Genomic DNA, 14,592 nt, shown 5'->3' on the forward strand with positions numbered 1-14,592 from the left:
ATCAATGGCGGAACTGGCGGCGGCCGGTGAGCACCATGGCAAGGCCGTGGCGGTCGGCGGCGGCGATGACCTCGGCGTCGCGCATCGAGCCGCCGGGCTGGACGATGGCGGTGATGCCCGCCGCGGCCGCCTCCTCGACGCCGTCGGCAAAGGGGAAGTAGGCGTCGCTCGCGAGCACGGCGCCGGCGGGGTCGTGCCCCTGCTGTCGCGCCTTGTGCACCGCGAGGAACGAGGCGTCGACCCGGCTCATCTGGCCCGCGCCGATGCCGATGGCCATCTCGCCGCGCGCGAGCAGGATCGCGTTCGACTTGACCGCGGCCACGGCCGCCCACGCGAAGTGAAGGTCGCCCAGCTCGGCCTCGGTCGGCGCGCGCGCCGTCGCCGTCCGCCACCCCGCGTCGTTCGGATCGAAAACGAACCGGTCCTGCACCAGGAACCCGCCGCGCACCCGCTTGAAGTCGAGCGAGCCCGCGCCCTGACCGACCGGCAGCTCGACGACGCGGAGCGCCTTCTTTGCGGCGAACACCGCAAGCGCCTCCGCGTGAAACGAGGGGGCGACGACTACTTCGACGAAGAGATCGCGCATTGCCTCCGCGGTGGCCGCGTCCACTACGGTGTTGAACGCGACGACGGAGCCGTAGGCGGAGACCGGGTCGGTGGAGCGCGCCTTCCGGAACGCCTCGACCGCGCTCGCGCCCACCGCGATGCCGCACGGCGTCGTGTGCTTCACGATGCAGCAGGCCGGCCGCGCGGGCCAGCAGGCGACCGCCCAGGTCGCTCCGTCGATGTCGAGCAAGTTGTTGAACGAAAGCTCCTTGCCCTGGCGCTGGCGGAGGTCACGCACGCCGCGCGGCTCTTCGGTCACGTAGAGCGCGGCGCGCTGCTCGGGGTTCTCGCCATAGCGGAGCGGCTGCACCCGCTCCATTGCGAGCGCGAGCCGGCGCGGAAGGCCCTCGTCCCTGGGTGTGAGATAGCGGGCGATGGCCGCGTCGTAGTCAGCCGTGTGGGCGAAGACCTTTGCCGCCAGCTCGTGGCGCGTGGCCGCGGGCACGCCGCCCGCGCTCAGCATGGCGAGCACCCGCGGGTAGTCAGTCGGATCGGAAACGGGAATGACCGAGTCGTGGTTCTTGGCCGCCGAGCGGAGCATCGACGGGCCGCCCACGTCGATGTTCTCCACTGCGTCCTCGAACGCCACGCCCGGCTGGGCGACCGTCATCTGGAACGGGTAAAGATTGACCGCTACGAGGTCGAAGGGTGCGATGCCATGCTCACGGAGCGCCGCCACATGCTCGGGCTGATCGCGCCGCGCAAGCAGTCCGGCGTGCACCCGCGGGTGCAGCGTCTTGACGCGGCCGTCGAGCAGCTCGGGGAAACCGGTGACCTCCTCGACGGTGGTGACCGGCACGCCGGCTTTCCGCAGCGCCGCGGCGGTGCCGCCGGTCGAGACGATCTCCCAGCCCAGATCCACGAGCCCCTGCGCGAAGCCGACGATGCCGCGCTTGTCGCTCACCGAGAGGAGCGCGCGCGGCGCGGTCACGAGGACAGCTCCACCGGCTCGCGCAGCGGCACCGCATGTCCGGCGCGCGCCGCCGCGAGGACGACGGCCGGCAGCAGGCGATGCTCGGCGGCGAGCACGCGAGCCGCGAGCGAGTCGGGCGTATCACCCCGCTGGACGGGCACGCGCACTTCGGCGAGCGCGGCGCCCCGATCGTACGCCTCGTCCACCAGGTGCACGGTGGCGCCGCTCTCGCGCGCCCCGGCGGCGAGTACCGCCTCGTGAACGCGAATGCCGTACATGCCGGGGCCGCCGAACGCCGGGAGGAGTCCGGGGTGGATGTTGATGATCCGTCCGCGATACCGCGCGACCACGGCCGGTGGCACCAGCTTGAGATATCCGGCCAGCACCACGAGATCGATCCGCGCGCGCTCGAGCAAACCGAGCCATTCGTCCGCATCCGCCGCATCGGTGAGCACGGCGGTGGGAACGCCGTGGCGCCGCGCCACATCGAGGCCGCCGGCGGCGGGGCGGTTGCTCACGACGAGCGCGACGCGTGCCGGCGCGTCATCCGCGAGCGCGTGAAGCAGCGCCTCCAGATTGCTGCCGCGGCCGGAGACCGCGACGCAGACGCGCATCGATTCGTGTCCGAGCATGGCGGGGGAAACTAATCGGATCACTGCGCGAGCGCGCGGCGAAGCGCCGCGCCGACCTCGCCGAACGCGGCGGCGGGAATCGTGCGCGGGTCGAGCAGCACGCGCCCCTCAGCGACCCGGGTGACGATCGGCGGTTCGCCCAGGCGGAGCCGAAGCGCCAGGCCGTCGGCGCCGAGCGGGCCGGGGTCGAGCACCACGAGCGTCGTGGGGAGCGCCGCGTCGGGAAACGCGCCGCCGCCCACCGCCGAGGCGCCGGCGCGAAGCTCCGGATCGAGCGCGGCGGGGCACGCCTCGGCGAGCTGCTTGGCGCGCTCGGCCAGCTCGGGTGCCGTCGCCACCAGCATCGCGAGCACCGGAATCTCGCGCCGCGCGGCGTCCGGATCGCGGTAGAGCGCGAGCGTGGCCTCGAGCGCCGCGAGGGTGAGCTTGTCGGCGCGGAGCGCGCGCGCGAGCGGGTTCCTGCGGCAGCGTTCGATCGTGGCGCGGCGTCCAACCAGGCAGCCGGCCTGGGGGCCACCGAGGAGCTTGTCGCCGCTGAAGAGCACGAGATCGGCGCCGGCGGCCACGGCATCGGCGACGCGCGGTTCGGACGTGAGAGCCGCCCAGGAAAGATCGGCCAGAAGGCCGCTCCCGACGTCATGGAGATAGGGCACCCCCGCCTCGCGCGCGAGCGTGGCCAGCTCGGCCGGGTCGGGCGTCGCCACAAACCCGCGCTGCTCGAAGTTCGACCGATGCACGGTGAGGATGGCACCGGCCGCCGGGCCGAGCGCACGCCGATAATCGTCGAGGTGGGTGCGGTTGGTCGTCCCCACTTCGTGCAGCCGCGCGCCGCTCTTTTCCAGGATGTCGGGAATCCGGAACGATCCGCCGATCTCGATCAACTCGCCGCGCGAGATGAGCACCTCGCGCCCGTCTGCCAGCGCGTTGAGCGCGAGCACGAGCGCGCCGGCCGCGTTGTTGACGGCGAGGCCGTCCTCGGCGCCCGTCAACTCGGCCAGGAGCACGCGGCAGTGATCGGCGCGGCTGCCGCGCGCGCCGGTGTGGAGGTCGAACTCCAGCGTGGAGTAGCCCCCGGCCACCGCCTCGACGGCGCGGATGGCCGCCGCCGCGAGCGGGGCGCGCCCCAGGTTGGTATGCAGGATGACGCCGGTGGCGTTCACCACCGGACGAAGCGAGCGCATCGAGCGATGCGCCAGGCGCTCGCGGATTTCGGCGGCCCAATCGTCGGGCGCGCCGGCGCGCCGCGTCCGGGCGGCGGCGAGCACCTCGCGCACCGCGTGGACCACGGCGAGGCGCGGCGCCTCGGCGAGGAGCGCCGCGACGGCGGGCTCACGCAACAGGCGGTCGACCGAGGGGAGCGCGCGGCGCGCGTCGGTCATCGTGGCCTCGGGCGAGTCGAGTCGGGCGGTGCCGGGGCGGGGCGGGGGACGGCGCGTGCCGAATCGGCGCGCGTGGAATCGGCGCGCGTTGTATCGGATGGGGAGGCGCGATTGAGCGAATCGGCCGGCTGGGCGGCGCTCGGCGCCCCGACACCCGCGCCCGCATTGGCCTGCGGAATGGCGAGCACACCGAGCACATCGCCCGCGATCCCGCTCACCGTGCGAATGCCGCTCAGCGCGATCTCGAGCTTGTCACCCGGGTGCCAGGGCTCCGCCACCTTGAGCGTGAGCCGGTCGCTGAGTGGCGGCCGGGCGGGTAGCGTGGGTCCGGCGGCGGCCGGGGGCACGGCGCGCGCCGCCGTGTCCGCGCGATGCGCGAGCGAATCGATGCGGCGGGCGAGGGAGTCGGCGCCGCGCGCGATGGCGCCGCGGCGCCGCGCGAGGGAATCGAGCGCCCCGCCGAGCTCTCGCCGGAGCGTGTCGGCGCGGGCCCCGGGGGCGCCGGGCGTGCGCTCGGGGGATGGAGTGGTCCGCGCCGCGGTGTCAGGCCGCGAGAGCGAGACGGCGGCCACCCGGGCCGAATCCGGCAGCCGCCGCACGATCACCATCGACGTATCCAGCCGCTGGGTCGGATCGAGCGGCTGGGCGAACATGATCGTGGCGGTCACCGAATCCGTCGGCTGAATGTTCGCGATGCGCGGCGGCAGCGTATCGTGGACGAACGCGTAGAGCGCGCCCACGGTGCCGCTGTCGGCGAGCACGCGCATCGTATCGAACGCCTCGCGCTCGTCGCGGCGGAAGTTATGGTTCTGGTCGAGCACGCCGAACACGACGTACTCGCCGCTCGGAATCGGGCCGAGGACGAACCGGCCGCTCGAGTCGGCGAGCACGCGGTAGGGCAGGCTGTCGGGCTCGAGCACTGCTTCGACGAGTGCGCCGGACGCCGGGTGCCCGGCCACCCAATCGATCACGCTCCCGCGCAGCGTGTCCGCCGGCACCGGCGCGCCGGTGGTGAAGGTGATGAGGGTCTCGGCCTTCGAGACGTTGCGGCGGACATCGCTGATGCCCGGCAACAGCTCGACGCGATACACCCGGTTCGGCTTCCATCCCTCGGACGGCCGCACCGTGATGCGTCTCCGGTGCCAGTGGACCTCGGGTACGCGGTCGGTCGGCGAGAGGAGGACGAGCTTTTCCAGATCGCCGGTGCCGAGGCCCTGGCTTGGCTGCGAGCCCTCGGACACGACCTCGTTGAAGCGAAACTCGACCTGGCCGTCGAAGCTTGGCGGCAGCACGGTGAGCGAAGTAGGGAAGGCGGACACGAGCTGCGGCGCCGACACGTCCGGCGGGCCGCCCGGGGGCGGCTGGATGTTGGCGCAGGCGGCAAGGAGGAGGCCGGCGGACAGGCGGACAGATCGTCGAATGAGATCGCGCAGGGGTCGCGGCACAGAAGGGGACGGGGGCTCCGCCGACAAGAACTGCGTGACAGCCGGCTCCGCCCCCATTCTTGCGCCGCTTCGATGCAGGCTTCTGCGGGTGCCTGTCCGCCTGTCCGCCTGTCCGCCTGTCCGCCTGTCCGCCACGCCCCTAGTCACCGTTCCAGCCGCTGCCGCTTCTCCACCAGCACGCCGCGCTGCTCGCGCCAGCTCTCCAGCTTCTGCCGCTCGCGCTCGACGACGGCGGCCGGCGCCTTTGCGGTGAACTGCTCGTTGGCGAGCTTTCGCTCCTGCGAAGCGATGAGCGTGCTGAGGCGATCAACCTCCGTGCCGAGGCGCGACGCCTCGCGCGCCACGTCGATGGCGTCGCCCAGGGGCACGAAGACCGCGGTGCCGTCGCCGAGCACTGCGTTGCCACCCGCGCCGCCGGTCGCCTCGCCGGCGCCGAGCTCCGACAGCTTGGCGAGGCGCAGGATCGTGGCGTGCTCGGCGTCGAACGCGGCCATGGCTGCGGGGCTCGCGTTGCTCACGACCGCGCGCACCGCCCGGCCCGGCGGCACGCCGTGCTCGGCGCGGATGGCGCGAATCGCCGTCACCAACTCCTGCACCAGGCCGAAGCGCCGCTCGGCCTCCGCGTCCCGCGCGCGCGGGTCGGGGAGCGGCCACGGGCTCACCATGATCGACGCCTCGGGCGCGCGGCCCGGCAGTCGCCGCCAGAGCGCCTCGGTAACGAACGGCATCATCGGGTGCAGCAGCCGGAGCGCCACATCGAACGTGGCGGCTGCGACCGCGCGCGCCACGTCGCCGCCCGGCTGCTCGCCGTAGAGCCGCGGCTTGATCTGCTCGATATACCAGTCGGCCAGGTCGCTCCAGAGGAAGCGATACGCGGCGGCGGCCGCATCGTTGAGCCGGAAGCGCTGGAGCGCGTCGGTCACCTCCAGGACCGTGGCGTCGCAGCGGGCCAGGATCCAGCGGTCGGCGAGGCCCAGCTCGTCGCGGCGCACGGTGTCGGGATGGGGGCCCGCCAGGGGGCGGGTGGGCCCGCCGAGGTTCGAGAGAATGAAGCGGCCCGCATTCCACAGCTTGTTCGCGAAATTGCGGCCCGGCGCGAACGAGACCTCCAGGTCGTCGGGATCGAGGATCACATCGGTCCCGACAGCCGAACCCGCCACCAGGGTGTAGCGCAGCGCGTCGGCGCCGTACCGCGTCACCACCTCGAGCGGGTCGATCCCGTTGCCCAGGGACTTGGACATCTTGCGATGCTGCGTGTCGCGCACGGTGCCGGTCAGGAACACGGTGGAGAACGGAACCTCCCCCATGAACTTGCAGCCCGCCATGACCATCCGCGAGACCCAGAAGAAGATGATCTCGGCTGCGGTGACGAGGGTGTCCCCCGGATAGAACTTGGCGAGGTCGGGCGTCTGGTCGGGCCAGCCCAGGCTCGAGAAGGGCACGAGCCACGAGGAGAACCAGGTGTCGAGCACGTCGTCGTCCTGCCGCACCGGCCCGCCGCAGCCGGGGCAGGTGTCGAGATCCACCCGGCTCGCCACGATCCGGCCGCAGCCCGGCCGCTCGCAGTACCAGACGGGAATGCGGTGGCCCCACCAGAGCTGGCGCGAGATGCACCAGTCCCGGATGTGCTCCATCCATTGGGCGTATTCCTCGCCGCGGCGCTCGGGCACGAAGCGGAGCCGCCCATCGCGATACGCTTCGAGCGCGGGCCGCGCGAGCGGCTCCATGCGCACGAACCACTGGTCGGAGAGGCGCGGCTCGACCACCGTGCCGCACCGATAGCAGTGGCCGACGGCATGGCGGTGCGGCTCCACGGACTCGAGCAGCCCGAGCGCCTCGAATTCGGCCACCACGCGCCGCCGCGCCTCGAATCGGTCGAGCCCCTGGAACCGCGCGGGCGCGGCGAGACTCATGCGCGCATCCGGGGTCATCACATCGATGGTCGACAACTGGTGCCGGCGCCCGATCTCGAAGTCGGTCGGATCGTGCGCCGGCGTCACCTTGACGGCGCCGGTGCCGAAGGCCGGGTCCACCGCCTCGTCGGTCACGATCGGAACCAGCCGGTCCGCCAGCGGAAGCCGGATCTCGCGTCCGATGAGATCGCGGTAGCGCTCGTCGCCCGGATGCACCGCCACCGCCGTGTCGCCCAGCATCGTTTCCGGCCGCGTGGTGGCGACGGTGACGTGCCCGCTCCGATCCGCGAGTGGATAGCGCAATTGCCAGATCCGCCCCTCGGCCTCCTCCTTCTCGGCTTCTTCGTTGGAGAGCGCGGTAAGGCAGCGGGGACACCAGTTGATGATGTAGTGGCCCCGGTAGATGAGGCCCTGGTCGTAGAGCCGCACGAACACCTCGCGCACCGCGCGCGACATCTTTTCGTCGAGCGTGAAATACGTGCGCGACCAGTCGGCCGAGCAGCCGAGGGCGGCGAGCTGCTGCAGAATGACGGGTTCGGTTTGGCGCACATGGGTCCAGACCCGCTCGACGAACGCTTCGCGCCCCAGGTCGAATCGGGTGGCCCCTTCCGCAGCGACCAGCCGCTCGACCACGTTCTGCGTGGCTATGCCCGCGTGGTCGGTGCCCGGTACCCAGAGCGCGTCGGCGCCACGCATCCGCTGAAAGCGGATCAGCACGTCCTGGATGGTGTTGTTGAGCCCGTGGCCCATGTGGAGAACCGCGGTCACGTTTGGCGGGGGCATGATGATGACGTACGGCGCGCGGCCCGGCTCCGCTCCGCGCGGCCGAAAGAGCCCGCGCGCCTCCCACCACCTGTAGAGTTCGGATTCGATGAGCGCGGGGTTGTATTGCGGGGCGAGCGGCTCGCTCATGCGCTCTGGTCGGTGGTGCGGACGTCGGCGGGGAAGCCGCGGTCGTCCTCGCCCCGCACCAGGATGCGATTGATCACCGACTCGACGCCGGGTACGGCGAGCGCCACCCGCGCTGCGCGTGCGCGGGCGGCCCGGCTCTGGGCCCAGCCGCGCAGCTCGACCACGCCGCGGCCGATGATGATCGCGTCGAGCCCCATCCCCTCGAGGCTGGGATCGGCATCGAGCGCGGCGCGGGCAGCCCGGGCGGCGGCGGCGCTCGTGAGGGCGGGTGGTCGGCGCTCGGCACGGATGCGCGTCGCCATGCGGCGGAGCCGGGGGCGGTTCACGCCACCCACCCACTCGCCCAGGGCAAGACCCGTCACGAGCCCGGCTGCGACGCCGAGCGTCGCCCAGGTGAACACCTGCCAGCCGGACAGCCGATTTTGATGGCGCACGACGTACCCTCGGTTCGAACGCGGAATTAAGTTAACACGCTTGATCCAACGGGCGCATCCACTTTGACAGACGAATCTTGCCATGAGCACCGGTGACGAGCGGGAGGAGTTGACCTTGCGTGGTCTGGCCCGCTGGCTGGTGGTGGCCGCGGTGATCGCCGCCGGCATCGGGCTCTACTTCGCCGTCGGCCGGCGGGTCCAGCCGGTCGTCCCCGTGCCCGCGCTCGAGTCCTCGCCGTGAGCACCCTCCGTCTCACCCTGCCGGACGGCGCGGTGCGCGAGGTGGCGTCCGGCACGACGGGGCGCCAGCTCGCGGAGTCGATCGGGCCACGGCTTGCCCGCGCGGCGCTCGCGGTGCGCGTGGACGGACAGCTTCGCGACCTCGATCGCCCCATCGAGCACGACGCGCGCGTCGCCATCGTCACCGAGCAGGATGCCGACGCGCTCGAGCTCCTGCGCCATTCGTCCGCCCACATCCTCGCCACCGCGGTGCGTGAGCTCTTTCCCGGCGCCGGGATCGGATTTGGCCCACCCATCGAAGACGGCTTCTACTACGACTTCGACGTGCCGCGGCCGTTCACGCCGGACGACCTCGCGCGGATCGAGGCACGTATGGGCGAGGTTGCGAAGCGCGATTTCCCGTTCGAGCGCGCCGTGGTCGATCGTGAGGAGGCGCGCCGCCGCTTTGCCGACGATCCTCTCAAGCTCGAGCGCATCGCCGAGCTCGGCGACGGCGAGGTGATCACCACCTACACCGACGGGCCCTTCCAGGATCTCTGCCGCGGGCCCCACGTGCCGAGCACCGGGCGGCTCAAGCACTTCAAGCTGCTGCACGCCGCCGGCGCCTACTGGCGGGGCGACGAGCGCCGCCAGATGCTCCAGCGCATCTACGGCACGGCGTGGTTCAAGAAGGAGGACCTCGACGCCTATCTCCACCGGTTGGAGGAGGCGCGGAAGCGCGACCACCGCCTGCTGGGCAAGCAGCTCGACCTCTATTCCATCAGTGACATCGTGGGCCCGGGGCTCGTGCTGTGGCATCCCAGGGGCGCGCTCATCAAGTGGCTGCTCTCGCGCGCGGTCGAGGACGACAATGTCGCCAGCGGCTACGACCTGGTGTACACACCCAACGTGACCCGCGAGGAGCTGTTCTACATCTCGGGTCACCTGCCGCTCTACGCCGCCAACCAGTATCCGCCCATGGCGGGCGGCGCCGGGGAGTCGGAGGATGTGCGTTACCGGGTGAAGCCGATGAACTGCCCGATGCACGCGCTCATCTACCGGAGCCAGCAGCGGAGCTACCGGGATCTGCCGATCCGCCTCTCCGAGGTGGCGAACGTCTACCGGAACGAGAAGAGCGGCACGCTGCACGGTCTGCTCCGCGTGCGCGGCCTCAGCATGGACGACGCGCACATCTTCTGCACGATGGAGCAGGTGGAGGACGAGATCTTCCTCTGCCTCGACCAGGTGGACCGGCTGGTGCGGCAGACCTTCGGCTTCGAGCTTGCATTCGAGATCTCCACCCGGCCGCCGGAGCGGCTGGGCACCGATGAAATCTGGGACCAGGCCGAGGCGATGCTCCGCCGCGCGCTCGAGCGCAAAGGCATCGCGTTCGATGTGGACGAGGGCGGGGGCGCATTCTACGGCCCCAAGATCGACATCAAGTTCCGCGACGCCATCGGCCGCACCTGGCAGGGGCCGACGATCCAGCTCGACTTCAACCTGCCCGAGCGTTTCGAGCTGGAATACACCGGGGCCGACAACCGGCCGCACCGGCCGGTCATGATCCACCGCGCCATCTATGGCACGCTCGAGCGATTCATCGGCAATCTGATCGAGCACTTCGCCGGCGCCTTTCCGGTGTGGCTCGCGCCGGAGCAGGTGCGCGTCGTCCCGATCTCCGACGAGCAGGCGGGCGCGGCACGGGCCATCGGCGCGCGGCTCAAGGCCGCCGGGCTCCGGGTCCATGTGGACGATCGGCCCGAGACGCTCAACTACCGGATTCGCGAGGCCGAGCTGCAGAAGGTGCCGTACATGGCCGTCGTGGGGCAGCGGGAAGCGGAATCGGACAGCCTGGCGCTCCGGGTGCGCGGCGCGGGAAAGAAGCAGGACGTCATGTCCGTCGACGCGTTCCTCGCGCGCGTGCTCGACGAGGTGCGCCGGCGCGCGCTCGTGCCCTGATGCCGGACGCGCTCCGCCTCGGCGTGGTGGGATGCGGCCGAGTCTTCGAGCGCTTCCACCTGCCCGCAATCGAGCGCGCCGCGGAGTCGGCGCGGCGCGTGGCGCTCGTGGCCGTGTGCGATGCCGACGCGGCCCGGCGCGCGTGGGCTGCCGCGCGGCTCCCCACCGTGGCGGTCGTGGCGTCGATCGCCGAGCTCGTCCGAACGCGCCCGGATGCCGTCGTCGTCCTCACCCCGCCCACCACGCACCGCGACATCTCTACCGCTACGCTCGAGGCGGGCCTCCACGTGCTGGTGGAGAAGCCCATGGCGCTCACTGCTGCCGATGCCCGCGCGATGGCCGCCGCCGCGGCCTCGGCAAAGCGTTGCCTGCACGTCGGATTCACCCGCCGGCATCGGTCGCCCTACCTGCGCCTTGCCGGTGCGATCGGTCGCATGAACATCGGGGCGCCCCGCGCGGCGCGGTTCGAGCTGTCGTTCCCGATCGGGACCTGGGCGGCGCACGACGCATTCCTCGGGCGCGACGCGTTGGGCGGCGGGGTGCTGGACGACGTGCTTTCGCATCAGATCGATCTGCTCGGCGCGCTCTGGGGCACGTGGCCCGAGTCGGCGCGGGTGCTTGCCGCGCCGGAGCACGAGCGCACCAGGGCGCGAATCACCTGTGAGCTCCGCTTCCCCGGCGGCGCGCTGGCGCGGTGCGTCGCCGCGCACGGCGCGTATGTGGAGCGCCTCGAGCTCGAGCTCGCGCGGGGACACATCATGGCCGCGAGCGGCACCGCCGTCTGGCGGGCGCGCCGGTGGGCGGGCCCGGTGGCACGGCGGGCCGCCATATTCGGCGACCAGGTTGCGCTCGCCCGCGGCAAGCTCACCCGGCGGCGAGGCGTCACCGCGCGCAGCTTCGAGCGCCAGCTCGACGAATTCGTCCGCGCGTTGCATGACGGCGGCCTGGCACGCGCCGGTCCGCCGGAGGGGGGCGCCGGCGATACGCTCCGCGGCGCCGACGCCGCAGCCGGCGTGCGCGTGGTCGCGACGATCGACGCCTGTCGCGCGAGCGTCGCGTCAGGGGGCAAGTGGGTGGACGCGGCATGACGCACTGGGGCGCACGGCCGGATTGCGGCCGCCGCGCGCCGCTGCGCGAGTGGTGCGGCTCGCTCGCATTCGCTCGCATGGGCGCCGATTCGCATGGCGCGGCTCGTCGTGGCCGCCTACCTTTCGCGTGATGCAAGGCAACTGGACGCCAGGCAACGCAGCGAAAACGGATACAGTCCCATGAGCGATTCCACGACCCCCGTCATTCTCTCCGCCGTCCGCACTCCGATCGGCAAGTACCTCGGCGGCCTCTCGCCGCTCACCGCGCCGCAGCTCGGCGCCCTCGTGATCCGCGAAGCCGTGCGGCGCGCGTCGGTGGACGCGGCCGCCATCGACGACGTGATCATGGGCCAGGTGGTGCAGGGTGGCTCGGGCCAGGCCCCGGCGCGCCAGGCAATGATCCACGCCGGCCTTCCCGGCACCGTGCCCGCGCTCACGATCAACAAGGTGTGCGGCTCCGGGCTCAAGGCCGTGATGCTCGCCTCGCAGGCGATCAAGGCCGGCGATGCCGAGTGCGTTGTGGCCGGCGGCCAGGAGTCAATGTCGAACGCGCCGCACTACGTCTTCGGCATGCGCAGCGGCATCAAGGCCGGCGACCAGACGATGCTGGACGGGATGATCCACGACGGACTGTGGGACTCGTTCGGCTGCTGCCACATGGGCGAGTACGCCGAGTACACCGCCGAAAAGGCGGGCGTCTCCCGCGAGGACCAGGACCGCTTCGCGGCCGAGAGTCACCGGAAGGCGGTTGCGGCCATGGAGAGCGGGAAGTTTGCCGGTGAGATCCTGCCCGTACAGGTGCCCGGCCGCGGCGGGTCCACCACGGTTTCGACCGATGAATCGCCGCGCAAGGACACGACGCCAGAAACGCTCGCCAAGCTCAAGCCCGCGTTCCGGAAGGATGGCGGGACCGTGACGCCGGGGAACGCGCCGGGGTTGAACGACGGCGCGAGCGCCCTTGTGGTCGCGTCGCTCGCGTTTGCGCGGGCGCACGGGCTCACGCCGCTGGCGCGGGTCACCGCGTACGCCACGGGCGGCGGCGAGCCGCGCGAGCTCTTCTTCGCGCCGATCGTCGCGGTGAACGCCCTCATGCAGAAGGCCGGCACCCGCATCGGTGACTACGACCTGCTCGAGGCGAACGAGGCCTTCGCCGTCCAGGCCATCGCCGACGGGCGCGCGCTCGGCTGGGACTGGCACCGCGTCAACGTGCACGGCGGCGCGGTGGCGCTGGGCCACCCGATCGGCGCGAGCGGCGCCCGCGTGCTCACCACGCTGCTGTATGCGCTCAGCGACCGGGGCGCGCGTACCGGGCTCGCGACGCTCTGCCTGGGCGGCGGCAACGCGGTGGCGCTCAGCGTGGAGCGCATCTGAGCGCGCCCCGCGGCGTGCTTCCGGCAATCGGCTGGTCGATCGCCTTCCTGCTGCTCGGCTTCGCCTTCTCGTTCCTGCTCATCGGCGGGCTCGCGTATCTCCTGCGGCGTGACGTGGCCGCGGGGCTCGACGCTATCCAGCTCTCGCCGGCGCTGCAAGCGCTCGCCACCGGCGCGAGCCTGCTGGGCGGCTTTCTCGCGGCGACCTGGATCGTGGGTCGCCGCGCGCTCGGGCTCGACGCGCGCACGCTCCGGTGGCGGGTCGGGCACGGTGCGCGGGGCGCAGGGTGGGGACTCGCGGTCGGCATCGGCGCGGCGCTCCTCGCCACCGGCGGCGCCGCCCTCGTCGGAGCCGCGCACTGGTCGCACGATCGCGGCGGATTCGGCGATTACCTGGCCCAGGTGACCAAGACCGTGGCCGTGCTCGCGCCGGCGGCGCTGGGCGAGGAAGTGATCTTTCGCGGCGTGCCGCTCGTGCTCCTTGCCGGCGCGATCGGGCGTGCGAGCGCCATCGTGCTCGTGGCGGGCCTCGCCTTTGCGGCGCTGCACGCCATCAATCCCGGCATCACGCCACTGGCCCTCGGCAACATCGCGCTCGCCGGCATCTGGCTCGGGGTCGCGTTCTACGCGCCGGGCGGCATCTGGACTGCCTTCGGCTCGCACCTGGGCTGGAACGCCGCGCTCGCGGCGCTTGACGCGCCGGTGAGCGGGCTGCCGTTTGAGATTCCGCTGCTCGACTACCACGCCGGTGTGCCGTGCTGGCTCACCGGGTGCCGCTTCGGCCCGGAGGGCGGACTGCTTGCCACCGGCGCGCTGATCCTCGCGCTCCTTATCGCTGTGCAATGGGCCCGGCCGGGGACGGCTGAATGAGCCGCGCCGCCGTCGTAGGTGCCGGAACGATGGGCAACGGCATCGCGCACGTGTTCGCGCAACACGGGTGGGAGGTGGCGCTCATCGATTCGGCCCCGGCCGCGCTGGAGCGCGCGCTGGCGACGATCCGCGCCAACCTCGACCGCCAGGTGAAGAAAGGCACGCTCCCGGCCGATGCGCCGGCCGCTGTCCTCGGGCGCATCGCCACGGGTGGTTCGCTCCATGCCGCCGCCGGGGCGAGCCTCGTGATCGAGGCGGCGAGCGAGAGTCCGGCGGTCAAGTTCGGCATCTTCGAGCAGCTCGATCGGATCGCAGACTCGAACGCGATCCTTGCCTCCAACACCAGCTCGATCTCCATCACGGAAATCGCGGCGCGCACCCGGCGCCCGGCCGCCGTGCTCGGCATGCACTTCATGAACCCGGTGCCGGTGATGGCGCTGGTCGAGGTGATCCGGGGACAGGCGACGAGCGACTCGACGACCGCCACCGTGATGGAGGTGGCGCGCGCGCTCGGCAAGACGCCGGTCGAGGTGCAGGACTATCCGGGCTTCGTCTCCAATCGCGTGCTGATGCCGATGATCAACGAGGCCATCTTCTGTGTGATGGAAGGCGTCGCGACGCCAGAGGCGATCGACACCGTGATGCGGCTCGGTATGTCCCACCCGATGGGCCCGCTCACGCTGGCGGACTTCATCGGCCTCGATGTCTGCCTCGCCATCATGGAAGTGCTCCATCGCGGCCTGGGCGACGACAAATACCGTCCCTGCCCGCTGCTCCGGAGGATGGTGGCTGCCGGTGCGCTCGGGCGAAAGGCAGGGCGGGGATTCTACGAGTACCCGCGTTAGCGGACGG

Annotated in this window: 12 protein-coding genes; 6 read left to right on the plus strand and 6 right to left on the minus strand. The window is 71.9% G+C overall.

All coding sequences use genetic code 11. The annotated features are described in order from the left end of the window. Window position 1 precedes the first annotated feature (1 nt). The 6 genes from purH to VFW66_15145 form a co-directional block, all read right to left on the minus strand. A complete protein-coding gene (gene purH, locus VFW66_15120; protein ID HEX5388031.1) occupies window positions 2–1,537 on the minus strand; it encodes a bifunctional phosphoribosylaminoimidazolecarboxamide formyltransferase/IMP cyclohydrolase in 1,536 nt (511 codons plus the stop codon). After that, window positions 1,534–2,151, minus strand: coding sequence for a phosphoribosylglycinamide formyltransferase (gene purN, locus VFW66_15125; GenBank protein HEX5388032.1), 618 nt, complete (start codon window positions 2,149–2,151; stop codon window positions 1,534–1,536). Before purN ends, purH begins: the two co-directional genes overlap by 4 nt. A gap of 20 nt (window positions 2,152–2,171) precedes the next feature. After that, window positions 2,172–3,530: an L-seryl-tRNA(Sec) selenium transferase gene (gene selA / locus VFW66_15130; protein HEX5388033.1), complete on the minus strand. Its 1,359-nt coding sequence runs from the start codon at window positions 3,528–3,530 to the stop codon at window positions 2,172–2,174. Next, window positions 3,527–4,867 (minus strand): Ig-like domain-containing protein, encoded by a 1,341-nt coding sequence (locus VFW66_15135; GenBank protein ID HEX5388034.1) that lies wholly within the window; start codon window positions 4,865–4,867, stop codon window positions 3,527–3,529. Before VFW66_15135 ends, selA begins: the two co-directional genes overlap by 4 nt. A gap of 251 nt (window positions 4,868–5,118) precedes the next feature. Then, window positions 5,119–7,800 (minus strand): valine--tRNA ligase, encoded by a 2,682-nt coding sequence (locus VFW66_15140; GenBank protein HEX5388035.1) that lies wholly within the window; start codon window positions 7,798–7,800, stop codon window positions 5,119–5,121. Further along, a complete protein-coding gene (locus VFW66_15145; GenBank protein HEX5388036.1) occupies window positions 7,797–8,234 on the minus strand; it encodes a BON domain-containing protein in 438 nt (145 codons plus the stop codon). The genes VFW66_15140 and VFW66_15145 overlap by 4 nt, the downstream gene beginning before the upstream one ends. 82 nt (window positions 8,235–8,316) lie before the next feature. On the opposite strand from VFW66_15145, the gene VFW66_15150 reads away from it, so the two are divergent. The 6 genes from VFW66_15150 to VFW66_15175 all read left to right on the plus strand — a co-directional run bounded on the left by VFW66_15150 (window position 8,317) and on the right by VFW66_15175 (window position 14,585). Then, window positions 8,317–8,475 carry a hypothetical protein gene (locus tag VFW66_15150; protein HEX5388037.1) on the plus strand — a complete coding sequence of 53 codons (159 nt, stop codon included), beginning with the start codon at window positions 8,317–8,319 and terminating at the stop codon, window positions 8,473–8,475. Then, window positions 8,472–10,412: a threonine--tRNA ligase gene (gene thrS, locus VFW66_15155; GenBank protein HEX5388038.1), complete on the plus strand. Its 1,941-nt coding sequence runs from the start codon at window positions 8,472–8,474 to the stop codon at window positions 10,410–10,412. The genes VFW66_15150 and thrS overlap by 4 nt, the downstream gene beginning before the upstream one ends. Next, entirely contained in the window at window positions 10,412–11,500 is a 1,089-nt protein-coding gene (locus VFW66_15160; GenBank protein HEX5388039.1) for a Gfo/Idh/MocA family oxidoreductase, read from the plus strand. Before thrS ends, VFW66_15160 begins: the two co-directional genes overlap by 1 nt. 180 nt (window positions 11,501–11,680) lie before the next feature. Next, window positions 11,681–12,871 (plus strand): acetyl-CoA C-acetyltransferase, encoded by a 1,191-nt coding sequence (locus VFW66_15165; protein ID HEX5388040.1) that lies wholly within the window; start codon window positions 11,681–11,683, stop codon window positions 12,869–12,871. A gap of 14 nt (window positions 12,872–12,885) precedes the next feature. Then, on the plus strand, window positions 12,886–13,740 hold the full coding sequence (locus tag VFW66_15170; protein HEX5388041.1) for a CPBP family intramembrane glutamic endopeptidase: 855 nt from the start codon (window positions 12,886–12,888) through the stop codon (window positions 13,738–13,740). Further along, window positions 13,737–14,585 (plus strand): 3-hydroxybutyryl-CoA dehydrogenase, encoded by an 849-nt coding sequence (locus tag VFW66_15175; protein ID HEX5388042.1) that lies wholly within the window; start codon window positions 13,737–13,739, stop codon window positions 14,583–14,585. The genes VFW66_15170 and VFW66_15175 overlap by 4 nt, the downstream gene beginning before the upstream one ends. The last annotated feature ends 7 nt before the right edge of the window (window positions 14,586–14,592 follow it).

The organism is Gemmatimonadales bacterium, from assembly GCA_036279355.1.
Lineage (GTDB): Bacteria > Gemmatimonadota > Gemmatimonadetes > Gemmatimonadales > GWC2-71-9 > DASQPE01.

Bases quoted from the DNA above. Each gene is read 5' to 3' on its own strand.
- purN (HEX5388032.1), bottom strand. From the start codon at position 2,151: ATGCTCGGACACGAATCGATGCGCGTCTGCGTCGCGGTCTCCGGCCGC.
- selA (HEX5388033.1), bottom strand. From the start codon at position 3,530: ATGACCGACGCGCGCCGCGCGCTCCCCTCGGTCGACCGCCTGTTGCGT.
- VFW66_15140 (HEX5388035.1), bottom strand. From the start codon at position 7,800: ATGAGCGAGCCGCTCGCCCCGCAATACAACCCCGCGCTCATCGAATCC.
- VFW66_15150 (HEX5388037.1), top strand. From the start codon at position 8,317: ATGAGCACCGGTGACGAGCGGGAGGAGTTGACCTTGCGTGGTCTGGCC.
- VFW66_15160 (HEX5388039.1), top strand. From the start codon at position 10,412: ATGCCGGACGCGCTCCGCCTCGGCGTGGTGGGATGCGGCCGAGTCTTC.
- VFW66_15165 (HEX5388040.1), top strand. From the start codon at position 11,681: ATGAGCGATTCCACGACCCCCGTCATTCTCTCCGCCGTCCGCACTCCG.
- VFW66_15175 (HEX5388042.1), top strand. From the start codon at position 13,737: ATGAGCCGCGCCGCCGTCGTAGGTGCCGGAACGATGGGCAACGGCATC.